A 23,297-nucleotide genomic window follows, 5' to 3' on the forward strand; every position below is an offset into this window, starting at 1 on the left:
GCGACGACGCGGTGGAACCTGAGCGGTTTGACCGCCAGTCCTACCGTTGCCCCCATGAACGGACGCCGTGTCGCGGTTGCCGCGAGCATGATCGTTGTCGGGGTGGTCGGCCTGGTCATCGGCGCGGTCGCCCTCGCCTCCGGCAGCCTGCCGATGGTCGGACTGGTGGCCCTCGGCGCCCTGGTGGCCGTGCTCGGCGCGGGCCTGCTGCGCGACGCGAGCCGAGCGGCCCGTCGGAGCGGCCAGGCCAGCGGCCGTCGCCGCCGTCCGGACTCGGGTGGCGGCGGGTACGGCTACCACCCGATGCCCGCCGGGGACGCCGGGAGCGGGAACGTCGGCCACCAGCGGGACGGCGACCATGACCGCTCCGACGACACGGAGCCGGCCGGCGGCAGCGGCGACTCCGGGGGAGGCTGGTCCGGCTGGGGCTGGTCCAGTGGTGACTCCGGCGGCGGCTGGTCCGGCAGTGACTCGGGCGGTGGGTGGTCCGGTGGCGGCGACTCCGGCGGCGGTGGCGGCAGCTCCTGACCTCACCCTGCGGCAGAATGCGACGTATGCGCAGCGACGTGATCACCGTCCAGACCGGGTCCCGGCCGACCGTCCGGGACATCACCGCGGAGGCCCAGCAGTTCGTCTCGGGCGAGGGCGACGGCCTGCTGCACGTCTTCGTGCCGCACGCCACCGCCGGCCTGGCGATCATCGAGACCGGGTCGGGGTCCGACGACGACCTGCTCAGCGCCGTGGACGACCTGCTCCCCACCGAGGACCGCTGGCGGCACCGACACGGCTCGCCCGGCCACGGCCGCGACCACGTGCTGCCGGCGTTCATCCCGCCGTACGCCACGCTGCCGGTGCTCGGCGGTCGACTGGCGCTCGGCACCTGGCAGTCGATCTGCCTCGTCGACACCAACGGCGACAACCCGACCCGTCAGGTCCGCTTCTCCTTCCTCCCCGCCTGACCCAGCCCCCATCTCGGCGATCTTGCACTTGCTGTCCCGACACAAGGGGCATTCCACTCATTCGGACAACCGAAACCGCAAGATCGGCGCGGAGGGGGCGCGCGCGGGGGTGATCAGGCTGGGCTGGGTTGGGCGGGCTGGTGCGTACGATGTGGTCGTGACGGGGCAGGTGGGTGCCGTGGTGGGCGGGCCGGCGGATCGGGCTGGTCTCGCCGCCGACGTGCTGCGGCGGATGGCCCACGTCAGCGACGCGGTACGACACCGGCAGGGCAGCGCGTTCGCCGAGGTCGGGCTCACACCGGCGGCGGCCCGGGCGTTGCGGGAGCTGGACCCTGATCATCCGCTGCCGGCCCGCGATCTCGCCGGTCAGCTGGGTTGTGACCGGTCGAACGTGACGGTGCTGGTCGACAAGCTGGAGCAGGCTGGGCTGGTCGAGCGTCGCACCGACCCGGCGGATCGGCGGCAGAAGACGCTGCTGGTGACCGAGGAGGGCCGCGTCGTACGGGCCCGGGTGATCGAGGTGATGTCCGACTCCCGACTCCTGTCCGGGCTGGGCGACGAGGAGCTGCGTACCCTTCGTGACCTGGTCTGGAAGGTGTCCGACGGCGGCTTTCCGGAGCCCTGCGGGTCGGAGTGAGCGCGACCCTTCCGGCCGTGTCCCACTGGGCGAGCGGAGCTTCCGTCGGTAATGCTGTCCGACGTGACCACCCCGCAAGATCTCGACGACCGGTTCCGGGAGACGCTGGCGGCGCTGCCTGCCGCCGAGCGGCGGCGTGACCCCGCCGACCCGGTCACCGACGACGCCCCGCTGACCGGCGGGCAGGTGCTGGACCTGTTCGACGCGCAGGTGACCAGCCGGCAGCTCGACCTGGCCGGCCGCTGGTTGCGCAGCTTCGGGGAGGGTTTCTACACGATCGGCTCCGCCGGGCACGAGGGCAACGCCGCGGTCGCCGCCGCGCTTCGTCCCACCGATCCGGCGTTGCTGCACTACCGCTCGGGTGCCTTCTACTGCCTGCGCGCCGCCCAGGCCGCCGCCGACCCAGCCCTGGCTCCCGTGGACTCCGCGGACGCTACCCGGGCCGCCGCTGACCAAGCGCCATCCGCCGGCCGGGCGCGAACTGTCGACTCCGAGCGGTCCGCCCCGGCGGGAACCGTCGACTCCGAACCGTCAACCGGCACTCAGTCGACCGTCGACGGCGCACCGACCCGTGACCCCGACCCCAGCACCGATCCACGGCTGTCCGAATCGGAGCCGTCCGGGATCGAACAGGCCCCGGCCGCCAACGGGTTCGCGGCGTACGCCGACGCGGCCCGGGACGTGCTGCGCGGGATGGTCGCGTCCAGCCTTGAACCGATCGCCGGGGGACGGCACAAGGTGTTCGGCCGGGCCGACCTGGCCGTCGTGCCGACCACCTCTACCATCGCCTCGCACCTGCCCCGCGCAGTCGGAATGGGACTGGCAGTGGAGCGGCTGCGCCGGTTGGACAGCGCCGGACGGCGTACCGGGGCCGGAATGCGGGTCGGCAGCGGCGCGGGCGCCACGCACGCCCCCTGGCCACCGGACGCCATAGTGGTCTGCTCCTTCGGCGACGCCTCGGTCAACCACGCGAGCGCCACCGCCGCCTTCAACACCGCCGGGTGGTACGACCACGCGGGGCTGCGGATTCCGGTGCTCTTCGTCTGCGAGGACAACGGGCTGGGCATCAGCGTCCGCTCGCCGGAGGGCTGGGTCGAGGCGACCCTGCGGGCCAAGCCGGGCATCCGCTACTTCAGCGCGGACGGAGCAGACCCGGTGCGGACGTACGAGGTGGCGGCGGAGGCCGCGGCCTGGGTACGACGCAACCGGCGGCCGGCAGTGCTGCACCTGCGCACCGTTCGGCTGATGGGGCACGCCGGGGCGGACGCGGAGTCGGCGTACCGGGGTCCGGCCGAGCTGGCCGGGGACCTGGAGCGGGACCCGGTGGCCGCCACCGCGCGGCTGCTCGTCGAGGCGGGCGTGGCGACCGGCGAGGAGCTGCTGGCCCGGTACGACGAGACCGGCTGGCAGGTACGCCGGCTGGCCGAGGAGGTGCTGGGCGAGCCGAAGCTGGCCTCCGCGGCCGACGTGGTGTCGGCGCTGGCCCCTCGTCGTCCGGTGCGGGTGGCGCGGGCGGTGGCCGACGCCGCGGCGCGGGCCAGTGGGCCGGGAGCGGGCGCCCGGGCGGAGGCGTTCGGCGGCAAGCCGCCGGAGCTGGCCGGGCCGATGACCCTGGCGCAGAGCATCAACGCCGCGCTCGCCGACGGGATGCTCGACCACCCGCAGATGGCGCTCTTCGGTGAGGACGTGGCCGCCAAGGGCGGCGTGTACGGGGTGACGAAGGGCCTGCGCGACCGGTTCGGGGCGGCCCGGGTCTTCGACACCCTGCTCGACGAGACGTCGGTGCTCGGGCTGGGCCTCGGTGCCGGGCTGGCCGGGATGCTGCCGGTGCCGGAGATCCAGTACCTGGCGTACCTGCACAACGCCGAGGACCAGTTGCGCGGTGAGGCGGCCACCATGCGGTTCTTCTCGCAGGGGGCGTTCCGCAACCCCATGGTGGTGCGGGTGGCGGGCCTGGCGTACCAGGAGGGGTTCGGCGGGCACTTCCACAACGACAACTCGGTGGCCGTACTCCGGGATGTGCCCGGTCTGGTGGTCGCGGTGCCGGCGCGGCCGGACGATGCCGCGCCCATGCTGCGGACCTGTCTGGCGAGCGCGGCGGTGGACGGCAGCGTCTGCGTGTTCCTGGAACCGATCGCGCTCTACCACACCCGCGACCTGTACGCGGATGGTGACGGGGAGTGGCTGGCCGGTTATCCGGAGCCGGGCGGGTGGGTGGCCGGGCACGTGCCGATCGGGCGGGCCCGGGTCTATCCGGTCGGCTCGGCGGACGACCTCACCATCATCACCTTCGGTAACGGGGTGCGGATGTCGCTGCGGGCCGCTGCCGTCCTCGCCGAAGAGGGGGTGGGCACTCGCGTGGTGGATCTGCGCTGGCTGGCTCCGCTGCCGGTGTCCGACATCATCCGGGAGTCCTCGGCGACCGGCCGGGTGCTGGTGGTGGACGAGACGCGCCGCTCCGGCGGGGTCGGCGAGGGCGTGATCGCCGCGCTGGTCGACGCCGGATATGTCGGTGCCGCGCGTCGAGTGGCGGGAGTTGACTCGTTTGTACCATTAGGTCCGGCAGCACGTCACGTACTGGTCTCCGCTGAAGCCATTACCGACGGTGCCCGTACGCTGCTGGCACGGTAAATTCCGTTCCACCCGGTGCGCCACTTGCGCGCAGCCCAACAACTGTGTGGACTTTGCCTGACGGCGTCGCACCGACGTCGCGAGCAGGGACGAGATGAGGAGGCACGCGACAGTGAGCGCGACCGCTGGTCAGGCCGCCGACGGGGTACGCAGCCTGGCGGACCGGTTCGGGATCGAACCGGGGATGGTCGTCATGGAGATGGGGTACGACGACGACGTCGACCAGGATCTCCGAGACGCCCTGACCGACCGCTGTGGAGATCTGGTCGACGAGGACACCGACGAGGTGGTCGACGCGGTGCTGGTTTGGTACCGGGACGGCGACGGTGACCTTTTCGAGCTGCTCGTCGATGCCCTCGGCCCGCTGGCCGACAACGGCGTCGTGTGGCTGCTCACCCCGAAGGCGGGGCGCGAGGGGCACGTCGAACCGAGCGAGGTCGCGGAGTCCGCGCCCACCGCCGGCCTTCAGCAGACCTCGACCGTCAACGCCGGCCGGGACTGGAGCGGCGCGCGTCTGGTGCTGCGTCGAGGTGCCAAGGCCAAGAAGTAGCCAGCGCCGCTCCGCTCGCCCGACGGTCCGCCCACCGTCGGGCAGCAGTCTGGTGCCGTCCCCCCGCCCCGACGCCGTCGCCGGCGTGGCCGAGCAGCGAGGAGAGTTCGCATGCCCGTAGAGGTTGGTGCCGAAGCACCCGACTTCGTGCTCAAGGACCAGAACAACCAGGAGGTCCGCCTCTCGGACTTCCGGGGCAGACGCGCCGTGCTGCTGGTGTTCTACCCGCTCGCCTTCACCGGCACCTGCCAGGGCGAGTTGAGCGAGGTGCGCGACAACCTCGGCGAGTACGTGAACGACGACGTGCAGGTGCTGACCGTCAGCGTCGACTCGGCCTACAGTCACAAGATCTGGGCCGACCGTGAGGGCTACCAGTTCCCGATGCTCGCCGACTTCTGGCCGCACGGCGCCGTCGCCCAGGCGTACGGGGTCTTCAACGACGTGGCCGGCTTCGCCAACCGGGGCACCTTCGTCATCGACAAGGCCGGAGTGGTCCGCTTCGCCGAGATGAACGGCCCGGGCGAGGCCCGCGACCAGCAGGGCTGGCGCAAGGCCATCGCCGAAGCGACCAACTGACCGGGGTACGCCGTGCGCCCGGGTCGGTGGCGGGCAGGTAAGCTTGCCAGCCACCGGCCCGCCACATGGGCGATCCGGGCGCGTAGCTCAGTGGGAGAGCACCCGCCTTACAAGCGGGGGGTCGCAGGTTCGAAACCTGCCGCGCCCACCCTGCAGTACGACGCAGCCTGCGAGGGCACGCCGCGTCCAGGTCAGCTGGTGAAGCCCCCGTCCACGTTGACCACCGCACCTGTCACGTAACTGGCCTCGGGGCTGGCCAGGTGCGCGACGGTGGCCGCGATGTCGGCGGGGCGCGCGTACCGGCCGACGGCGGTGAATCCGCTGATCGCCGCCGCGTTCGGTCCGTCCGCCGGGTTGGCGTCGGTGTCCGTCGGCCCGGGGTTGACCAGGTTGACGGTGATGGCCCGTGGGCCCAGTTCACGGGCCAGGCCGCGGGTCAGCCCGACGAGAGCGGTCTTGCTCATCGCGTAGAGCGTCAGCCCGGGAAAGACCGCCCGCTCACCGACGTTGCTGCCGATGCTGATGATCCGTCCGCCGTCGCCCAGGTGCCGCAGGGCCGCCCGCGCGGCGACGTACGGTGCCCTGATGTTGACCGCGATGGTCTGCTCCACCTCTGCCGAGCCGAGCTCGTCCAGGGCGCCGACCAGGAACACCGCGGCGTTGTTCACCAGGATGTCCAACCGGCCCAGTTCGGCGGCGGCCCGGTCGACGGCGCCCCGCACGGCGGCCGGGTCGGCGCCGTCCGCCTGGATCGCCAGCGCTCTGCGGCCCAGCGCCTCGATCTGCTTCACCACGATCGCGGCCCGCGTGGCGTCCTGCCGGTAGGTCAGCGCCACGTCGGCCCCGTCCTGTGCCAGGCGCAGCGCGATGCCGGCTCCGATGCCTCGGGAACCCCCGGTCACCAGGGCGACCCTGTCGTTGAGTGTCGTCGTCATGCAGACGATCATCTGGCCGCGCCGAGCTTGCGTCTGGCGGCCATCGGACGTCTCGCTCCGACCGCCAGGTCCGATACCCGCGATCCTCGGAGGCCGGCCGACCCGTCGGCCCGCCATGATCCGCGCACCTTCACGGATCCTGCTGCCTCACCGGGCGACGAGACAGCAGGATCACCGAAGTTGCGCGGATCTTGCGAGGTGGGGGAGGGTGGGGCGAGCGATCCGGGGAGCGTGGTGGTGGAACTGGCGGGCATTGGCGCGGTGCTGTTCGACATGGACGGCACCCTGGTCGACTCCGACGCCGCCGTTGAGCGGGCCTGGGGGCGGTGGGCGGCCGAGTACGCCGTCGACCCGGCCACGGCGCTGGCGATCGCGCACGGCAGCCCGGCCGACCGGACCGTCCGCCAGCTGCTGCCCACGCTCGACGACAGCGCGGTCGCCGCCGCCGCGGCACGGCAGCTCGCATTGCAGTACGACGACCTCTCCGACGTGACGGCCACCCCCGGGGCGCACGAGCTACTGAACGCGCTGGCCCGGCTGGGGTTGCCCTGGGCGGTGGTGACCAGCGCCGACGCGCGGCTCGCCGAGGCCCGGCTCGGTGCCGCCGGCATCAAGGCGCCGGTGCTCGTCACCGTGGAGGACGTCAGCGTCGGCAAGCCGGACCCGGAGGGCTACCTGCGGGGCGCGGCGCTGCTGGGCGTACCCGTGGGGCGGTGCCTGGTCGTCGAGGACGCCGAGGTCGGCCTGCGGGCCGGTCGGGCTGCCGGGGCGATGACCGCCGCGCTGAAGGGCCTCGACGGCGACCTGCGTCTGCGCGACCTGGCCCAACTGGCGCACCAACTGGAGTCGACGCCCTGACCAGCTCGGCCAGGTAGCGCTCCGCGGACCAGTCCGTCGCCGCCGCCCGGCCGTCCCGTCCGCCCCGGGCGGGGAAACAGTTGGCGTGGCCGGGCCGGTTCTGCTGCACTACCGGCTCGCGACGACGAAGGGGAGACGCGGTGGAGTTGACATTGACGCCGATGACGGCACAGGAGTTGGCCCGCCTGCTCGAATCACTGGAGCAGGGGTACGCCGACGATCTGGTGGCGCACCGGGGGATGACCCCCGAGGCGGCCCTCGATCGGTCGGTCAGCCAGATCCGGGAGTCGCTGCCGGCGGGCGTGGCCACCGAGGGGGCCCTGCTGCGGGTGGGCCGGGTCGGCGACACCGAGGTCGGCTGGATCTGGGTGACCCTGCCGACGACCGCCGCCCCGGACCAGGCCTGGATCCACAACATCGAGGTGCACGAGGAGCACCGGGGACGCGGGTACGCGCGGCGGATGATCCAGCTCATCGAGGCCGAACTCACCCAACACGGTGTGCCCGAACTGGGTCTGAACGTCTTCGGTACGAACTCCGTGGCGATCGGCCTCTACCGCAGTCTGGGCTTCGAGGTCACCTCGCAGCAGATGGCGAAACGCCTCACCCCGGGGAGCTGAGCCGGCGGCCCGGGGAGGGGTCCCTTCGGCAGGACTGTTCACCTGCCCAGCGGGAAACCGGCGCGGACCGCACCTGGGGAGGAGCGACGGATGACGCACGGCGCCGGACTGACCATCGGTGTGCTCGGCTCGTACGGTGGGCGAAACCTCGGCGACGAGGCGATCCTCACCGGCCTGCTCACCGATCTGCGTACGCAGGAACCGAACGCCCGGATCATCGTCTTCTCACGGAACCCGGCGCACACCCGGGCTGCCCACCCCGATGTCGAGGCGGTGCCGTGGGAGGGCGTGAGCCGTACCGACTCGGCACTGGTTCTGGCCCAGCTAGACCTGCTCATCCTGGGCGGTGGCGGCATCCTGTACGACCGGGAGGCCCGCCGTTACCTGCGGGTGGTCCGGGTGGCCCAGGAACGCGGCCTGCCGCTGATCACGTACGCGGTGGGGGTCGGGCCGCTCAGCGAGGGGGTGGACACCGGCATGGTCCGGGAGACGCTCTCCAGCGCCACCCAGGTGACCGTCCGGGACCAGGAGTCCCGGATGGTGCTGGAGGAGGCCGGCCTGCTCAACCCGATCACGGTCACCGCGGACCCGGCGTTCCTCCTGCAACCGGAGGAGTTCCCGGCCCACCTGTTGGCCGAGGAGGGTGTGCCGGTCGGTAAGCGCCTCGTCGGGATAAGTGTGCGGGAGCCGGGCCGGGCCGCCGAACGCCTCGACGTGGACGGCTACCACCGGCTGCTGGCCCAGATCGGTGACTTCCTGGTGCACCGGATCGACGCGTACGTGCTGTTCGTGCCGATGGAGCGTGACGACATCCGGCACTCCCACGGGGTGCTGTCGCACATGGTCGCCGCCGAGCGAGGTCGGATCCTGCACGGCACCTACTCACCGCAGCAGGTGCTGGGGTTGATGCGCCACTTCGACCTGGCAGTCGGCATGCGCCTGCACTTCCTGATCTTCGCGGCGATGGTCGGTACGCCGTTCCTGCCCCTGCCGTACGCCGGCAAGGTCTTCGACCTGGCCCAACGACTCGGCGTGCCGGCGCTACGCGGCGTGGAGCGGGAGGTCGAGGGCCCGCTGCTGGCCGAGGTCGACCGGCTCTGGGACGAGCGGGAGCAACGCGCCGAGGCCACCGCACGACGGGTGGCGGAGGTGTGCGATCAGGCCCGGGGCACCTCGGAGGTCACCCGCGGCGTGCTGGAGAGCCTGCGCAGCCAGACCCTCACCCGGGTCTGAGCTGGCTGTCACACCGCCGGGCCGGTCCACCGGTAGCGCCACTCGCGGGCCTCCTCGCGGGCGGTCTCCAACTCGTAGATCTGCGCGTCGGCCAGCCCGCCGGAGCCGAGGTGATGGTGGGTCAGCGGCGGACGGCCGTTGCTGTCCAGTTCGACGGTGATGGTCTGCCCGTCCGCCGAGCCGCCGACGAGAAGGATCTGCACGGATGAAGCCATGCGCCCATCCTGCCCGGCCCAGCGCCGGCCCGCAGCGGATAGCGGGGCAGCGGGGGGCCCGGCCCGTGGCTAGGGTCGGCGGATGGAGCAGAGGATCGATCCCACGCTCGGTCCGGTGCTCGCCCGCACCGGCGACGAACGCGCTGTCCTGACCTCGTTCCTCGACTTTCACCGGGCCGTGCTGCTGCGCAAACTGCGCGGTCTCTCCGATGCCGACGCCCGACGTCGGCTGGTGCCGTCGGCGACCACGCTCGTCGGGCTGGTCAAGCACCTGACCCTGGTCGAGCGGAACTGGTTCCCGACCCTGTTGGCCCCCGAGCCCGGCGACGTCTACCTGACCTCCGAGGAGGACGCGGTCGCCAGCTTCACGCTGAGCGACCAGGAAACCGTCGTCGGTCTCACCGAGGCGTACGAACGGGCCTGCGCCCGCTCCCGGGCGGTCGTCGCGAGCATCGACCTCGACCACGTGGTGCCGCACCCGCAACTCGGTGAGGTGTCGCTGCGCTGGATTCTGGTGCACATGATCGAGGAGACGGCCCGGCACGCGGGCCACGCCGACATCCTGCGCGAGTTGACCGACGGCGAGGCCGGCGCGCTCTGAGCCCCGGGTCGCCGCACGCCGTCGGCCGTCACCCGGTGGGCAACAGGCCCGGCGGGTACTCCATCCCGTCGTGCGTGCAGGCCGCAGCGGCAACCCGCGCCGCGTACCGGGCGGCATGCGTCAGTGGCTCGCCGCGCAACCGGCCGGCGATCAGGCCGGCCGCGAAGGCGTCGCCCGCCCCGTTGCTGTCCACCACCGGTTTTCCCGGGGCGGCGGGCGGCACTGGTACCGCCGTGCCGTCGCCCGGGTACACCTCGGCGCCATCCGCGCCGCGGGTCACCACCATCGTCCGAGGCGCCAGCGTGCCGGCGAGCGACGCGGCCCGGTCGCCCAACCGCACCCCGCTCAGCAGAACCAGGTCGGCGGCCTCCGCGAACGGCTGGTGGTAGGTGTTCTCGCCGTCCCAGTCGTGCAGGTCGGTGGAGAGCGTCACGCCCGCCGGAACGGCGGCCCGCACGGCGGACAGCAACGGCACCACCCAATCCATGATCGAGAGGTGGACGTGCCGGGCGTCGCGGACCAGTGCGGCCACCTCGGTGGCGGGAAACGGTGGATCACCCTGCCATGGGCGCGGGTCGTACAACGACGTGCGCCGTCCGCCCGGGTCCACCAGGTTCACCGACCGGCGGGTGCCGCCCTTGTGTTCGGCCAGCAGCGCCGGCACCTCGGCCCGGGTCAACGCCGCCCGGACCAGCTCACCGGCCGGATCGGCACCGAGGGTGTCGACGACCAGCACGCGTAGGCCGAGTGCCCGGGCGGCCAACGCCACCCCGGCGCCGGTGTTGCCGATCCGCAGCTCGATCGGCTCGACGGTGTGGGAATCGGCAGCCGGGAGCGGCAGCGCGGGCACCCGAACCCGCACGTCCACCCCGAGCCCACCAAGAACCAAAAGATCGACCACGAAGCCCACGCTAACCCGCACCCCGCCTCCCGCGCCTCCGCGATCTTGCACTTTCTGTGGTGACAAAAAGTGCATTGTTCGCAGAACGTTGACAGAAAGTGCAAGATCGCGCGAGTGCGGCGATGGGTGCGGATCGCCGGCCAGGTGGGCCGCCCTATTCTTGGGGCGGGCGGCGAGTAGGGGGAGCAGGTGCTGGTCATCCACGGGCTGTGGCTGCCCGGCGGCAGTTCGACCGGCGGCCTCGCCGTCTGGGCCGAGGACAGCGCCGCACCGATCCCCGCTCCGCGTTCGGGCCGGCCGGCCCGGGAACGCCCGCATCCCTTCGCCGCCGGGCACTCCGACCTGGCCGTCGTCCTCGCCGACGCCGCCGAGCCGAGCCGGCCGGACACCGCGCTGCTCACCCTGCCCACCCTGGCGGGCGCGCCGACCGACTCACCCGAGCTGATCCGGACCACCGTCGCACCTGCGGCCCGCGGTCGGCTCACACTCGCCGGGTGGCGGGTCCCCACCCTGGTGTACGCCCCGGACGACGCGCTGTCGTTGCTGCAAGCCCTGAACGACATCCCGGCGGTGGCCGGGGCCACCCTGCGACACCTCGCCGAGCTTGCCGACTTCGCCGCCGACCTGGTGACCCGTGGCCGCGTCCTCCCCGGCGTGCGTAGGACGACGACGGCTGACCTGACGCCCGGCGCTGACGTGCCGGTGGCGTCCGACGTTTCCGTGCAGGCGGTGTGGCGTCCGCTGCTGACCGGCACCGACGCCGCCTGGGCGCGTTCGCTGGCGCTGGCCCTGCCACCCGCCGCCCGAGCCACCGTCCTGCCGCCCGCCTCCAGGCTGACCACTTCCGAGCCGTCCGCTGCCGAGCCGTCCGCTGCCGAGCCGTTCGCTGCCGAGCCGTTCGCTGCCGAGCCGTTCGCTGCCGAGCCGTCCGCTGCCGAGCCGTCCGCTGCCGAGCCGTTCGCTGCCGAGCCGTCCGCTGCCGAGCCGTCCGCTGCCGAGCTGACCGCTGCCGTCCTGGTCGCGGACGCGCTGGACGCGCTGACCGACGCCGCCGCGCGGGCTGCCCTGGCGACCACCACGCTGGCCCGAGGGCTGCGGCCAGGGGGTCCGGCGCCGGCCTGGCTGGCCGCGCTCGCCGGCCCGCAGCGGGACTTCACCATCGACCCGGCCGGGCTGGCCACCCTCTCCGCCGAACTGGACTCCTGGCAGCGCGACGCCGCCGGTGGCCCGGTGCGGGCCAGTTTCCGCCTTGTCGAACCAGCCCCCGACGAGGTCACCGAACCGATCCTGGCCACCCGGGCGGTGTCCGCCGGCGGTGTGCCGGTGCCTGTTGACAGCGCGCCGGTGTCGGTCGGGTCGATCGGTGCCGGGCGCTGGCGGTTGGAGTTCGGGTTGCAGGCCGCGGACGAGCCCGGCCTGCACGTCGACGCCGGGGACATCTGGCGAGCGCCGCAGACCCTCGACGGCCTGGTCGGCCGGACGACCAGCCCGCAGGAGACGCTCCTCGCCGAGCTGGGCCGGGCCAGTCGACTCTGGCCGGACCTGGACGCCGCGCTGCGTACCGCCGCCCCGGAGGCGATGGACCTCGACGTCGAGGGAGCGCACCGGTTCCTCAGTGCGGGTGCCCCGGTGCTGCACGCGGCCGGTTTCGGGGTGCTGCTGCCGTCCTGGTGGCAGCGTCCGTCGGCGCGACTGGGCGCCCGGTTGCGAGCGCGCAGCCGCACCGCACCGGGCACTGTGGGTGGTACCGATGCCGGTGTCGGTCTGGACGCCCTGGTCGACTACCGCTGGGAGATCGCGCTCGGTGACCAGCCGCTCTCCGCCGAGGAGTTGGCGGCGCTGGCCGAGACGAAGACCCCATTGGTACGGCTCCGCGGCCGGTGGGTGGAGCTGGACCCGGGGCGGCTCGCGGCGGGGCTGCGTCTGCTCCGCTCCGCCGGCGAGCTGACCGTCGCCGATCTGCTCCGCCTCGGGCTGGCCGACGGCGAGGCCACCGGCGAGCTGCCGGTGTTGGAGGTGACCGCCGACGGTGCGCTGGGCGACCTGCTCGCCGGCGCGGTCGAGCGGCGGCTCACCCCGCTGGACCCGCCGCCGGGCTTCCGGGGGACGCTGCGGCCGTACCAGCAGCGAGGGCTGGCGTGGCTTGCCTTCCTGCGCTCACTCGGTCTGGGCGGTGTCCTCGCCGATGACATGGGGCTGGGCAAGACGGTGCAACTGCTCGCGCTGCTCGCCGGGGACCCACCGGAGGCCGGGCCGACCCTGTTGGTCTGTCCGATGTCGCTGGTCGGCAACTGGCAGCGGGAGGCGGCCCGGTTCACCCCGGAGCTGCGGGTGCACGTACACCATGGTGCCGAGCGGGCGCGGGGGGCGGAGTTCACAGCGGCCGCGCACGGCGCGGACCTGGTCCTCACCACCTACTCGGTGGCCGCCCGCGACGCCGCCGATCTGGCCGGCATCGACTGGCACCGGGTGGTGGTGGACGAGGCTCAGGCGATCAAGAACGCGTCGACCCGGCAGGCCGAGGCGGTTCGCGCGCTGCCCGCCCGGCAGCGGGTGGCGGTGACCGGTACGCCGGTGGAGAACCGCCTCGCCGACCTCTGGTCGATCATGCAGTTCGCCAACCCGGGTCTGCTCGGGCCGGCCGCGACGTTCCGCAAACGGTTCGCCGAGCCGATCGAGCGACACGGCGACGCCGAGGCCGCCGAGCGGCTGCGACGGATCACCGGCCCGTTCGTGTTGCGCCGGCTCAAGACCGACTCGTCCATCATCTCCGACCTGCCGGAGAAGCTGGAGATGGAGGTGCTGTGCAACCTGACCGCGGAGCAGGCCGCGCTGTACCGGGTGGTGGTCGACGACATGCTCGCCCGGATCGAGACCAGCGACGGCATCGAGCGACGCGGTCTGGTGCTGGCCACCATGACCCGCCTCAAGCAGGTCTGCAACCACCCCGCCCAACTGCTGCGCGACGGTTCGGCGCTGGAGGGCCGCTCCGGCAAGTTGGCTCGGCTCACCGAGATCCTGGAGGAGGTGCTGGCGGCGGGGGAGAAGGCGCTGCTGTTCACCCAGTACGCCGAGTTTGGTGCGATGTTGCGCGGTCACCTGTCGGCGCGGTTCGGCCGGGAGGTGCTGTTCCTGCACGGTGGCCTCGGCAAGGCCGAGCGGGACGCCCTGGTGCAGCGTTTTCAGTCCGCGGAGGGTCCGCCGCTGTTCGTCCTCTCCCTCAAGGCCGGCGGCACCGGGCTGACCCTGACCGCCGCGAACCACGTGGTGCACGTGGACCGGTGGTGGAACCCGGCGGTCGAGGACCAGGCCACCGACCGGGCGTTCCGGATCGGGCAGCACCGGCGGGTGCAGGTACGCAAGTTCGTGTGCGCCGGCACTGTGGAGGAGAAGGTGGCCGCGATGATCGCCGACAAGCGCAGCCTCGCCGAACGGGTGGTCGGCACCGGCGAGCAGTGGATCACCGAGTTGTCCACCGGCCAGTTGCGGGACCTGTTCGCCCTGGAAGCCGGCGCGGTGGTCGAGTGACGGAGTTCGCCGATTACGGGCGTCCTCGTCGGGTCGACGGGGGCCTGCGGGCGCGCAGCGCCCGGGGCGCGATCGGCCGGTCCTGGTGGTCGCGGCGTTTCCTGGAGGTGCTGGAGTCGTTCGCGCTCGGCACCAGGTTGACCCGGGGCCGGTCGTACGCGCGAGCCGGTCAGGTGCTCACCCTCGACATCGCACCCGGGCGGGTCAGCGCGGTCGTGCAGGGCTCCCGGCCGAAGCCGTACCAGGTGTCGATCGCGCTGAAGCCGTTCCCGGCGGCGCTCTGGTCCCGCATCGAGGACGAGTTGGCCGGGCAGGCGTTCTTCAGCGCCCGGCTGCTCGCCGGTGACCTCCCCGACGAGTTGGAGGAGGTCTTCTCCGCCGCCGGCGCGCCGCTCTTCCCAGCCGCTGTGGACGAGCTGACCCAGCGCTGCAACTGCCCCGACTTCGCGGTGCCGTGCAAGCACCTCGCGGCGACGTTCTACCTGCTGGCCGAGGCGTTCGACGCGGACCCGTTCGAACTGCTGCACTGGCGCGGTCGGTCCCGGGCGGAGTTGCTCGACGAACTCCGGGCCCGCCGGGCCGCGACCACCGGTGCCACCCCACCGCCCCCACCGCTCGACCCACCGTCCGAACCGGACGGTGCGGAGTCGAGTGTGGACGCCGTGGCGCCGGTCGGTGCCGCCCGGGCGCTCGCCGGGCTGTCGGCGACGCCGCTGGCGGATACGGCGGACCGGTTCTGGTCAGCGCCGGTGCCGCTGCCGGATCGGCCGCCCCGACTGGTGACCGGCACGGACCTGCTGCTGCGACAGCTCGGAGCACCGGCCCCGGCCATCGGTGGGCCGGGACTGCTCGAACGGTTGCGCCGCGCGTACCGGGCGTTCGGCCCGGCCGACAAATGAGCTGTCACGTCCACCGGTTGAGCCGTCCCGTCGAGCGGTTCAACAGTCACGTCCAGCGGCGGCGAAACCGCCACATGATGGCGGCGTTTGCCACCAGCACCACCGCGCAGATCGCGCCGGTGAGTCGACCGGCGAACACGGCTATCGCCGGCAGCGACGCCCACAGCACGATGGTCAACAACATCAGGTAGCGGCCTCTGCGGGCTCGGGCCCGGTGGTCCAGCCGCTTGAAGAAGGCCGGGTCACTTTCCCGGAGCTGACGGGTGATCTGGTCGAATCTGCGCTGATCCTCTTTGCTGAGCATGGCGCTGCCTTCCCCTCACGCGTTCAGCGGTTCGGCGGCATACCCGCTGCGGTGGTGGCTCACGCTCGCCCGCTGCTGCTACTTTTCCTCCACGCGAGCACGCTTCACGTCCGGCTTACCTGAACCTTAAGTTTGCCTTTGGTGGTGAACAACGCCGAAACTGTCGCGTACGGCGGCGAGGTCCGATCCGTGCTCGGCTGGCGCGCGTACGCCCTGCTGGGAAGCTCTGCGGGCGGGTCCGTTCCTCCGCCCGCCGCCGAGGTCGCACTGAACGCTGTCTTAAGTGCCCTCCCGAGTGGGTTCCGGCCACCTTGAAGGGCCATGGGCCCTTGGTTACTTTGCCGTAGCAACCCCCTCAGGCAACAGTCGCCGCACCTGCCGCACCTGCCCGGTAGCAGCTTCCGGCGCTCATCAGAAATCGGGATTGGTACATGGCCGACCAGAATGTGCCACCACGTCGACCGCGGGACGACCGCGGTTGGGACGGACATCAGCACCCCAGCGCTGACGGCTACGGCGACCCCCACCCGCCGGCGCCCTACGGCTACGACTCGCCCCACCCCTACCAGGGCGGCTACGCCGCGCAGGCCGACCCGCGTGAGCAGTACGCCGGGCAGCCCGCGCCCGCTCCGCGCGGTCCGCAGTGGGTCGGCCCGGAGGGCCTTGGCCGCCCGGCCCCGGCGCGACCGGCCGGCACCGGACTGCCCACCCTCGACGATGACAACGAGCCGGATCGCAAGGTCGGCCGACGTAAGGCGATGGTGGCCCTCGGCGGCACCGCGGCCGTCGTCGCCGGTGGCGCGGCGCTCGCCATGACCCCGCAGATCCGTGGCCTCTTCGGCGACGACGCGGTGGCCGGCGACGCGACCGGCAGCACGGTCACCGACGGCACCGCGGCGCGGCCCAGCGGCCAGCAGCCCAGCACCGTGCGTACCTACACCGAGCAGAACGAGAGCTACATGGGCTCCCGGGCCGGTGAGGCGCTGAAGAAGAATGCGCCGGCCGGCGGGCGGACCTACTCCGGCCCGGCCGCCGCCGCGGCGGCGACCACTGTGACAGTGAAGACGGTGCTGGCCAAGGACCCGATCCTGCACCTGGCCCGGCGCGCCACCTTCGGCGTGACGCCCGCGGTGGTCGCCGACATCAAGCGCGAGGGCATAGACGCCTGGATCCGCGCCCAGCTGGACCCGGGGAAGTTGGAGCCGAGCAAGGGCGAGCTGAAGCTCGCCGAGCTGCCGACCCAGAAGCTCTCCGTGCAGCAGCTGCGCGACCAGCGGGACAAGCTCAACGAGCAGGACGCCCACCCCGAGCGGGAGATGGTCGACGCCACCATCGCCCGGCAGATCTGGTCCAAGCGCCAGCTGTTCGAGGTGATGGTCGACTTCTGGAACGACTTCCTGCACGTCGCCGCCGACTTCGACGGCGGTGAGGTGTACCGCAACTCGTTCGACCAGGACGTCGTGCGCAAGCACGCGCTGGGCAGCTACCCGGAGATGCTGATCGCCGCGAACAAGCACCCGGCGCTGCTGATCTACCTGAACCAGAAGGACTCCCGCAAGGACGCGATCAACGAGAACCTCGCCCGGGAGAACCTCGAGCTCTACTCGGTCGGCGTCGACGGCGGCTACAAGGAGCCCGACGTCCGGCAGGCCGCCATGTTGCAGACCGGCCGCGGTGTGGACGACAAGGGCAAGTACGTCTTCCGCCCCGAGCAGCACTACGTCGGCAAGGTGAAGATCCTCGGTTTCACCCACGCGAACAACTCGGCCGACCCGAAGAAGGCCGAAGCGGCGATCGACGCGTACATCACCTACATCGCGACGCACCCGTCGACGGCGAAGTACGTGGCGCAGAGCCTGGCCACCCGGTTCGTCTCGGACACCCCGCCGAAGTCCCTGGTGGACCGGCTGGCCAAGACGTACACCACGAACAAGGGCATGATCAAGCCGGTCCTGATGACGCTGTTCTGCTCCTCGGAGTTCTGGGCCGGGGTGGGCCAGAAGGTGCGTCGGCCGATGGAGTACCTGGTCGCCACGTACCGCACCCTGGGCGTCTCGCCGGAGGCGTCGCCGAAGCACAACAACGGCGACAGCAAGCGCACCGCGTACGCCCGGGGGCTGCGCCAGATCCACGACAAGATGCGCGAGCTGGGCCAGTCCCCGATGGGTCACCCGACCCCGGACGGCTACCCGGACGTCTACGTCGCCTGGACCTCGGCTGGCACGATGGTCAACGGCTGGAACGAGGCGGGCGAGATCCTCGCCGGCTACCGCACCACCTTCACGTACACGGCGCCGGAGAAGCTGGTCGCCAAGCCACCGGCGACGGCCGGGGCGTACGTGGACGCGCTCTCCCAGCGGCTGGTAGGCCAGAAGTTGAGCACGCGGGAGAAGAACCTCATCCTCGGCGTGGCCGGTGTGGCGGCGACCACCAAGGTCGACGCCACGTTCAACGGGGCCATCACCGCCGTCGCGCGGGCGATCCTCGCTTCCCCCCAGCACCACCTCCGGTGAGGCACCCGATGGAGAAGACTGTGTACAACTCTTTCCCCCTGCACCCCGAATGCCCCGACGTGCGCCGGCTGGCCGACAACCCGGCCGAGGCTCTGCTGCGCGCCGAAGCGGACATCGTCGCCGCCGAGAACGCCGCCGAGTTCGACAGGTACCGCACCCTGGAGAACCTGGAGGAGGCCCAGCAGGACGGTCGCGGCGTGACCCGGCGGACCTTCGTCGCCGGTGCCGCGGCCACCGCCACCGCGCTGGCCACCGCCCAGTTCGTCACCACCTCGGCGTCGTTCGCGGCGACCAAGACCGGCACCCTGATCCACGTCTTCCTCTACGGCGGGCTGGACGGCCTGAGCCTGATCGCGCCGGACAACGACGCGGTGCTCAACAAGGCCCGGCCCGACCTGCTGCTCGGCAACGACTCCCTGGCCCTGGGCCGCGGCTTCAAGCTGACCAGCGCGTTCAAGCCGCTGGAGAAGTGGCTCACGGCCGGTCAGCTGGGCTTCATCCCGGCGGTCTCCGACGAGCGGCTGTCCCGCAGCCACTTCCAGGCCGCCGACGCCTGCAACCTGGGCGGGCTGCCCAACGAGACCGGCGGCCGGGGTTGGCTCGACGGTCTGGTCGACAACCTGGGCAAGGGCACCGCGTTCCGCAGCGTCGGCATCGGCAGCACGCTGCCCCGCTCGCTGGTCGGCAACAACGGCGCGCTCTCCCTGAACAACGTCGGCTCCCTGCGGCTCAACGGTGACGAGCGGTTCCGGGCCGCCACCGAGAAGGCCATCAAGGGGCTCTTCACCGGGATCAACCACCCGGTCGAGGAAGCTGTGCAGGAGGGCATGGGCGCGCTGGCCACCGCCCAGAAGCTCGCCGCCAAGCCGTACCAGCCCGCCGAGGGCGTCAAGTACGAGGGCGTCGGCAACGCGTTCCAGCAACTCGCCCAGCTGATCAAGGGCGGTGCCAACGTCCGGGTCGCCACTGTCGGCATGGGTGGCTACGACACCCACGAGAACCAGGGCACCCGCGAGGGCGGCCAGCTGCACCGCCGGCTCAACGAACTGGCCAACGCCATGGCCGCCTTCTTCACCGACCTCGGCCCGAAGGCCGCCGACGTGACGATCATGGTGTCCAGCGAGTTCGGCCGTCGGGTCGGCTCCAACAACAACGGCACCGACCACGGGCACGGCGGCGTGGTCACCCTGCTGTCCGGCAAGAAGCTGGCCGGTTCGCTGCTCGGCACCTGGAACGGTCTGGACAAGCTGGACTCCGGTGACGTGCCGGAGTACAACAACATGTTCAACGTCTACGGCGCGGTGGCGCAGGGCCGGTTCGGGCTCACCAACGCGGAGGTCGACAAGGTCTTCCCCCGCCAGAAGTACGCCCCGATGAAGCTGTACGCGTGACGTACCCGCACACCCACGCCGCCGGCCGTCGTACCGGGACCTCGTCCCGGCACGGCGGCCGGTCGGCTGCGCCCGTACCCCCGCAGATCCCGGCCCGGCGCGGGCCCGGCGGCCGACGGCTGTTGGGCGTGCTGCTCCTGGTCGGCCTGCTCGCCAGCGTGGTGCCCTGGTGGCTGGGCACCCCGGCCGGATCGCTGCGGACCACAGCGGCCACCGTCACCTCCGCCGGCCGGATCACCGGCCTGGTAGCCGGCTACCTGCTGCTCGTGCAGGTGCTGATGATGAGCCGACTGCCGGTGCTCGAACGGTGGATCGGCGGCGAGCACGTGGCCCGCTGGCACCGGGACATCGGCGCCACCCTGCTGGTCACCGTGCTGGCGCACATGTCGCTGATCCTGGTCGGCTACGCCGACCTGCGTAATCAGTCGATCCTCGCCGAGGTCGGCACGTTGCTCGGCGACTACGAGGACATGGTCTCGGCGTTCGTCGCCACCGGCATCATGATGCTCGTCGGGTTCAGCAGCATCCGGGCGATCCGGCGGGCGCTGCCCTACGAGATGTGGCACCTGCTGCACCTGTCCAGCTACCTGATCCTGCTGCTCGGCTTCGGCCACCAGTTCACCCACGGCGCGCAGCTGTACCGGCCCGGCCCGGTGCGCACCGGCTGGATCGCGCTCTACGTGCTGGTGGTCGCCGCCCTGCTCTGGGGCCGCGTGATCGCACCGCTGGCGTTCAACCTGCGCTACAAGCTGCGGGTCGCCGACGTGGTAGCCGAGAGCCCCGACACCATCTCCATCTACCTCACCGGGGAGCGGCTCGACCGGCTGGCGATGCTCGGCGGCCAACACTTCCGCTGGCGGTTCCTCACCCGGGGCTGCTGGTGGCAGTCGCACCCGTTCTCCGTCTCCGCCGCCGCCAACGGCCGCTGGCTGCGCGTCACCGTCAAGGTGGTCGGCACCCACACCGCCGACCTGCGCGACCTGGAACCGGGCACCCGGGTCTGGGCCGAAGGCCCGTCGGGAACCTTCACCGCCGCGCACCGGCTCCGGGAGCGGGCGCTGCTGATCGCCGGTGGCAGCGGCATCACGCCGATCCGGGCCATGCTGGAGGAGCTGCCGCCGGGCGCGGCGCTCATCTACCGGGCCCGCACACCGGCCGACGTGCTGCTCAGCCGCGAGTTGGACTGGCTGGCCCAGGAACGCGACACCTCCGTCTGGTACGTCATCGGCTCCCGCGACGACCCCGGCCCCCGCCAGCTCATGAGCCCGGACGGGCTGCGGCAGCTGGTGCCCGACGTGGCCCGGCGCGACGTCTACCTGTGCGGGCCGCCCGGTCTGGTGGAACAGTCGGTGCGGGCGCTGCGGCGGGCCGGCGTGCCCCGACGGCAGATCCACCTCGCCACGTTCGAGCTGTAGGAAGGGCATCCCCATGCGTCGCGCGCTCCTCGCGATCACCGGCCTGGCCGCCAGCACCACCGCACTTGTGGTGTTCAAGGGCTCGCCAGGCACCAGCCAGGTCGCCCAGAACCTGCCGACCGCCCAGCCGGTCAACCCCTCCGGGCCGGGCGTCGACCCGAGCGCCGCCCCGGATGCACCGGGTGCCGATCCGGCGGGCGGTGCGCCTTCGTCGTCGGCCAGCGCCAAGCCGTCGACGTCGCCCAAGCCCGGCAAGACCACCGCTCGTCCGTCGGGCACCAAGACGACGAAGGCCCCCAGCGCTCCGCGGACCACCAAGGCGCCCCAGTCGACAACCCGCCGGGTCACCGGCACCGGCTTCGACGCGGTTGAGGGCAGCCAGAAGTACGGGTTCGTGACGGTGCAGATCGTCGTCTCCGGCAACCGGATCGTCGACGCCGTCGCGCTGTCGCTGCCCAGCGGCGGTGAATCCGACATCCACAGCGGCGACGTCCGCAGCTCCTACGACGGCAGCGGCGGCCAGGTGGTGCAGAAGCAGAACGCCAACCTCAACACCGTCTCCGGTGCCACAGCGACCAGCGACGCCTACAAGAAGTCGCTGCGGTCCGCCATCGAGCAGGCATTCTGACGTGCGGGCCACGCTGACCCGACCCGGGCTGTGCCGGGTCGAACAGATCATGGGTACGACGATCACCCTGGACCTCGCCGACGATCTGCCACCGGCGACGTTGCGCGAGCTGGCCGACGAGGTCTTCGTCTGGATGCACGAGGTGGACGCGCGGTTCAGCACCTACCAGCCGGACAGCGAGGTGTGTCGCTTCGACCGTGGTGAGGTGCTGCTCTCCGAGGCGTCCGCTGACCTGCGGTACGTGCTGGAGACCTGCGCCGACCTGTGGGGTGCCACCGACGGGTTCTTCGACGCGTACGCCACCGGTCGGCTCGACCCGTCCGGCTTCGTCAAGGGCTGGGCCGCCCAGGTCGCCTCGGACCGCCTGGTCGCCGCCGGTGCCGTCAACCACTGCGTGAACGCCGGCGGCGACGTACGGGTGCGGGGTCTGTCGCCGTCCGGGGAGCCGTGGCGCATCGGTATCCGGCACCCGTGGGACGCGATGGCGGCTTGCCTGGTGCTCAGCGGGACCGACCTGGCGGTGGCCACGTCCGGCGTGTACGAACGCGGCCGGCACGTGCTGGACCCGCGCCGGGGCGCACCGGCCAGTGGGCTGCGCTCGGTGACGGTGGTCGGCACCGACCTCGGGGTGGCCGACGCGTACGCCACCGCCGCCCTGGCCATGGGCACCCCCGGCCTCAACTGGCTGGCCCGCCTGGACGACCACACCCACGCGGTGATCACCGACAACGCCCGCGAATACCACTCGTTCAACCTCCCCCTGACCGACTAGCCCGAGCCCCGCACGCCCTCTCGCGCCCGCGATCTTGCACTTTCGGTTGGCGTTCTGTCCCTTTGCGTGGAGATTGTCGGGACAGAAAGTGCAAGATCGCGGAAAGCGGGGCGGACTAGCGGAGGGGGCGGTGGGTTCCTGCTGGGCGGGAGCCGGTGGGGCGTGGGCGGCCGGGGCGGGACCCGGACGGTCGGGTGCCGGCCCAGCGGCGCCCCGGGTGGCTGCGCCGGGGCGGCTCGGTGCCGCCGGGGTGAGGCGCTCTGTCGTTTGTGGACATCGTTCCCCCGTTCGTGGCGCGCGTTCGCACCGTCCCCCTGTCAACGAGTACCGACGCCTCGGCGACGCTGTCGGGCACCGGATCGAATCCTCGACCGGGCCGGTTTCACATGCCGCGTCGGGGCAGTGGCAGGTGACCGGGGAGCAGGTCGGGGGCGAGCGTCACCCCGGCGGCGCGCAGCGCCCCGATCAACGTGTTCTGCACGAGGTACGAATCCGGAAGCTGCCAGCGTGCCTGCTCCGGGGCGACCGCCCAGCGGACCGTGCCCTCCGGCAGCCGGGTGGGCGGCGCGGGGATCCACGAGCCCGGCCCGTGCCGGACCACGTGGAAGCAGTGCTCCAGCTCCGGCCTGAGCGGGTCGCCGGGGCGGACCAGGAACATCCACCGCCCGGTGGGAGTGACCAGCACCGGTCCGCGTACGCCGGTGCCGGCCGGGTGGATCTGGATCGCGTCGAGCACGTGCCGGCCGAGGTGGGCGGGCACCTCCAGCACGTCGAAGGCCCGGCCGGTGGGCAGCAGCACCCCGTGCGGCCGGTTCCGCCACCAGGTCGCCACCCGGGCCGGGTCGGCGCTGGCGGCCAGTTCCCAGTTCTCCAGGGCGGGGTGGCAGCCCACTGTGGGGCAGCCGGCCCGGCCGCAGACGAAGCGGCTGCGGGCCAGACAGGCCCCCGGGGTGACTTCCCAGCCGTGTACCGCGTACCGGATGGCGACCCGGCGCAGCCGGACCCGTTCCAGCGGCGACAGTTCGGCAACGCGCGGTACGACATTCCCCCACATGTGTGCCAACTCCTCTCGTCGGGCCCGGCGTTCGCCAGGTCGCATGTCGAGCACCGTCACTGCCGTAACCCACGATC

22 protein-coding genes and 1 tRNA gene are annotated in these 23,297 nt (G+C 72.2%); 18 read left to right on the plus strand and 5 right to left on the minus strand.

What is annotated here, in order from left to right; translation table 11 throughout:
• The first annotated feature begins 54 nt into the window (after window positions 1-54).
• The 7 genes from ACLQ3F_RS10430 (at window position 55) to ACLQ3F_RS10460 (ending at window position 5,501) form a co-directional block, all read left to right on the plus strand.
• On the plus strand, window positions 55-528 hold the full coding sequence (locus ACLQ3F_RS10430; RefSeq protein ID WP_425848273.1) for a hypothetical protein: 474 nt from the start codon (window positions 55-57) through the stop codon (window positions 526-528).
• Window positions 529-554: 26 nt separating this feature from the next.
• Complete coding sequence (locus ACLQ3F_RS10435) at window positions 555-959, plus strand: YjbQ family protein (protein WP_167457620.1); 405 nt, start codon at window positions 555-557, stop codon at window positions 957-959.
• A gap of 232 nt (window positions 960-1,191) precedes the next feature.
• Window positions 1,192-1,596, plus strand: a complete 405-nt coding sequence (locus ACLQ3F_RS10440; protein WP_355008892.1) for a MarR family winged helix-turn-helix transcriptional regulator — start codon at window positions 1,192-1,194, stop codon at window positions 1,594-1,596.
• Between the two features lie 51 nt (window positions 1,597-1,647).
• Window positions 1,648-4,227, plus strand: a complete 2,580-nt coding sequence (locus tag ACLQ3F_RS10445) for a thiamine pyrophosphate-dependent enzyme (protein ID WP_425848276.1) — start codon at window positions 1,648-1,650, stop codon at window positions 4,225-4,227.
• A 112-nt stretch (window positions 4,228-4,339) separates the two neighbouring features.
• Window positions 4,340-4,777, plus strand: coding sequence for a DUF3052 domain-containing protein (locus ACLQ3F_RS10450; RefSeq protein WP_030330240.1), 438 nt, complete (start codon window positions 4,340-4,342; stop codon window positions 4,775-4,777).
• Between the two features lie 111 nt (window positions 4,778-4,888).
• Complete coding sequence (locus ACLQ3F_RS10455) at window positions 4,889-5,353, plus strand: peroxiredoxin (protein ID WP_425848279.1); 465 nt, start codon at window positions 4,889-4,891, stop codon at window positions 5,351-5,353.
• 76 nt (window positions 5,354-5,429) lie between these two features.
• A tRNA-Val gene (locus ACLQ3F_RS10460) sits at window positions 5,430-5,501 on the plus strand.
• Between the two features lie 43 nt (window positions 5,502-5,544).
• On the opposite strand, the gene ACLQ3F_RS10465 is transcribed toward ACLQ3F_RS10460, so the two are convergent.
• Entirely contained in the window at window positions 5,545-6,288 is a 744-nt protein-coding gene (locus ACLQ3F_RS10465) for an SDR family NAD(P)-dependent oxidoreductase (RefSeq protein WP_425848282.1), read from the minus strand.
• Window positions 6,289-6,522: 234 nt separating this feature from the next.
• Here ACLQ3F_RS10465 and ACLQ3F_RS10470 point away from each other — a divergent pair, with 234 nt between their 5' ends.
• From ACLQ3F_RS10470 to ACLQ3F_RS10480, 3 genes are all read left to right on the plus strand, one after another.
• The gene (locus tag ACLQ3F_RS10470) at window positions 6,523-7,146 is read left to right on the plus strand and encodes an HAD-IA family hydrolase (protein WP_425848285.1); all 624 of its coding nucleotides are present in this window, start codon (window positions 6,523-6,525) and stop codon (window positions 7,144-7,146) included.
• A 140-nt stretch (window positions 7,147-7,286) separates the two neighbouring features.
• Window positions 7,287-7,766, plus strand: coding sequence for a GNAT family N-acetyltransferase (locus tag ACLQ3F_RS10475; protein ID WP_425848287.1), 480 nt, complete (start codon window positions 7,287-7,289; stop codon window positions 7,764-7,766).
• Between the two features lie 90 nt (window positions 7,767-7,856).
• On the plus strand, window positions 7,857-8,999 hold the full coding sequence (locus tag ACLQ3F_RS10480; RefSeq protein WP_357194653.1) for a polysaccharide pyruvyl transferase family protein: 1,143 nt from the start codon (window positions 7,857-7,859) through the stop codon (window positions 8,997-8,999).
• 8 nt (window positions 9,000-9,007) lie between these two features.
• Here ACLQ3F_RS10480 and ACLQ3F_RS10485 read toward each other — a convergent pair whose 3' ends face one another.
• Window positions 9,008-9,214 carry a hypothetical protein gene (locus tag ACLQ3F_RS10485; protein ID WP_355008835.1) on the minus strand — a complete coding sequence of 69 codons (207 nt, stop codon included), beginning with the start codon at window positions 9,212-9,214 and terminating at the stop codon, window positions 9,008-9,010.
• An 82-nt stretch (window positions 9,215-9,296) separates the two neighbouring features.
• Between ACLQ3F_RS10485 and ACLQ3F_RS10490 the strand changes: the two genes are divergently transcribed.
• The gene (locus tag ACLQ3F_RS10490) at window positions 9,297-9,815 is read left to right on the plus strand and encodes a DinB family protein (protein WP_425848290.1); all 519 of its coding nucleotides are present in this window, start codon (window positions 9,297-9,299) and stop codon (window positions 9,813-9,815) included.
• Window positions 9,816-9,843: 28 nt separating this feature from the next.
• Here ACLQ3F_RS10490 and ACLQ3F_RS10495 read toward each other — a convergent pair whose 3' ends face one another.
• Window positions 9,844-10,716 (minus strand): carbohydrate kinase family protein, encoded by an 873-nt coding sequence (locus ACLQ3F_RS10495; protein WP_425848293.1) that lies wholly within the window; start codon window positions 10,714-10,716, stop codon window positions 9,844-9,846.
• A gap of 189 nt (window positions 10,717-10,905) precedes the next feature.
• Here ACLQ3F_RS10495 and ACLQ3F_RS10500 point away from each other — a divergent pair, with 189 nt between their 5' ends.
• Window positions 10,906-14,244, plus strand: a complete 3,339-nt coding sequence (locus ACLQ3F_RS10500; RefSeq protein ID WP_425848295.1) for an SNF2-related protein — start codon at window positions 10,906-10,908, stop codon at window positions 14,242-14,244.
• Window positions 14,241-15,143: an SWIM zinc finger family protein gene (locus tag ACLQ3F_RS10505; RefSeq protein ID WP_425848296.1), complete on the plus strand. Its 903-nt coding sequence runs from the start codon at window positions 14,241-14,243 to the stop codon at window positions 15,141-15,143. Before ACLQ3F_RS10500 ends, ACLQ3F_RS10505 begins: the two co-directional genes overlap by 4 nt.
• A gap of 46 nt (window positions 15,144-15,189) precedes the next feature.
• On the opposite strand, the gene ACLQ3F_RS10510 is transcribed toward ACLQ3F_RS10505, so the two are convergent.
• On the minus strand, window positions 15,190-15,447 hold the full coding sequence (locus ACLQ3F_RS10510) for a DUF3040 domain-containing protein (protein WP_355008840.1): 258 nt from the start codon (window positions 15,445-15,447) through the stop codon (window positions 15,190-15,192).
• A gap of 431 nt (window positions 15,448-15,878) precedes the next feature.
• Between ACLQ3F_RS10510 and ACLQ3F_RS10515 the strand changes: the two genes are divergently transcribed.
• From ACLQ3F_RS10515 to ACLQ3F_RS10535, 5 genes are read left to right on the plus strand one after another with little or no spacing between them, the layout of a single operon-like run.
• Window positions 15,879-17,960 carry a DUF1800 family protein gene (locus ACLQ3F_RS10515; protein ID WP_425848299.1) on the plus strand — a complete coding sequence of 694 codons (2,082 nt, stop codon included), beginning with the start codon at window positions 15,879-15,881 and terminating at the stop codon, window positions 17,958-17,960.
• Between the two features lie 8 nt (window positions 17,961-17,968).
• The gene (locus ACLQ3F_RS10520; RefSeq protein ID WP_357194634.1) at window positions 17,969-19,351 is read left to right on the plus strand and encodes a DUF1501 domain-containing protein; all 1,383 of its coding nucleotides are present in this window, start codon (window positions 17,969-17,971) and stop codon (window positions 19,349-19,351) included.
• A complete protein-coding gene (locus ACLQ3F_RS10525) occupies window positions 19,348-20,766 on the plus strand; it encodes a ferredoxin reductase family protein (RefSeq protein ID WP_425848301.1) in 1,419 nt (472 codons plus the stop codon). Before ACLQ3F_RS10520 ends, ACLQ3F_RS10525 begins: the two co-directional genes overlap by 4 nt.
• 13 nt (window positions 20,767-20,779) lie before the next feature.
• Complete coding sequence (locus ACLQ3F_RS10530; protein ID WP_425848303.1) at window positions 20,780-21,394, plus strand: FMN-binding protein; 615 nt, start codon at window positions 20,780-20,782, stop codon at window positions 21,392-21,394.
• Between the two features lie 49 nt (window positions 21,395-21,443).
• Window positions 21,444-22,166, plus strand: a complete 723-nt coding sequence (locus ACLQ3F_RS10535) for an FAD:protein FMN transferase (protein WP_425848712.1) — start codon at window positions 21,444-21,446, stop codon at window positions 22,164-22,166.
• 382 nt (window positions 22,167-22,548) lie between these two features.
• On the opposite strand, the gene ACLQ3F_RS10540 is transcribed toward ACLQ3F_RS10535, so the two are convergent.
• The gene (locus ACLQ3F_RS10540; RefSeq protein WP_425848713.1) at window positions 22,549-23,220 is read right to left on the minus strand and encodes a bifunctional DNA primase/polymerase; all 672 of its coding nucleotides are present in this window, start codon (window positions 23,218-23,220) and stop codon (window positions 22,549-22,551) included.
• Window positions 23,221-23,297: the final 77 nt, after the last annotated feature.

The organism is Micromonospora sp. DT15 (assembly GCF_049841475.1).
Taxonomy (GTDB): Bacteria; Actinomycetota; Actinomycetes; order Mycobacteriales; family Micromonosporaceae; genus Micromonospora.

Bases quoted from the DNA above. Each gene is read 5' to 3' on its own strand.
- ACLQ3F_RS10480 (WP_357194653.1), top strand. From the start codon at position 7,857: ATGACGCACGGCGCCGGACTGACCATCGGTGTGCTCGGCTCGTACGGT.
- ACLQ3F_RS10530 (WP_425848303.1), top strand. From the start codon at position 20,780: ATGCGTCGCGCGCTCCTCGCGATCACCGGCCTGGCCGCCAGCACCACC.
- ACLQ3F_RS10440 (WP_355008892.1), top strand. From the start codon at position 1,192: ATGGCCCACGTCAGCGACGCGGTACGACACCGGCAGGGCAGCGCGTTC.
- ACLQ3F_RS10520 (WP_357194634.1), top strand. From the start codon at position 17,969: ATGGAGAAGACTGTGTACAACTCTTTCCCCCTGCACCCCGAATGCCCC.
- ACLQ3F_RS10515 (WP_425848299.1), top strand. From the start codon at position 15,879: ATGGCCGACCAGAATGTGCCACCACGTCGACCGCGGGACGACCGCGGT.
- ACLQ3F_RS10535 (WP_425848712.1), top strand. From the start codon at position 21,444: ATGGGTACGACGATCACCCTGGACCTCGCCGACGATCTGCCACCGGCG.
- ACLQ3F_RS10455 (WP_425848279.1), top strand. From the start codon at position 4,889: ATGCCCGTAGAGGTTGGTGCCGAAGCACCCGACTTCGTGCTCAAGGAC.
- ACLQ3F_RS10435 (WP_167457620.1), top strand. From the start codon at position 555: ATGCGCAGCGACGTGATCACCGTCCAGACCGGGTCCCGGCCGACCGTC.
- ACLQ3F_RS10540 (WP_425848713.1), bottom strand. From the start codon at position 23,220: ATGTGGGGGAATGTCGTACCGCGCGTTGCCGAACTGTCGCCGCTGGAA.
- ACLQ3F_RS10445 (WP_425848276.1), top strand. From the start codon at position 1,648: ATGCTGTCCGACGTGACCACCCCGCAAGATCTCGACGACCGGTTCCGG.
- ACLQ3F_RS10465 (WP_425848282.1), bottom strand. From the start codon at position 6,288: ATGACGACGACACTCAACGACAGGGTCGCCCTGGTGACCGGGGGTTCC.
- ACLQ3F_RS10510 (WP_355008840.1), bottom strand. From the start codon at position 15,447: ATGCTCAGCAAAGAGGATCAGCGCAGATTCGACCAGATCACCCGTCAG.
- ACLQ3F_RS10485 (WP_355008835.1), bottom strand. From the start codon at position 9,214: ATGGCTTCATCCGTGCAGATCCTTCTCGTCGGCGGCTCGGCGGACGGG.
- ACLQ3F_RS10430 (WP_425848273.1), top strand. From the start codon at position 55: ATGAACGGACGCCGTGTCGCGGTTGCCGCGAGCATGATCGTTGTCGGG.
- ACLQ3F_RS10490 (WP_425848290.1), top strand. From the start codon at position 9,297: ATGGAGCAGAGGATCGATCCCACGCTCGGTCCGGTGCTCGCCCGCACC.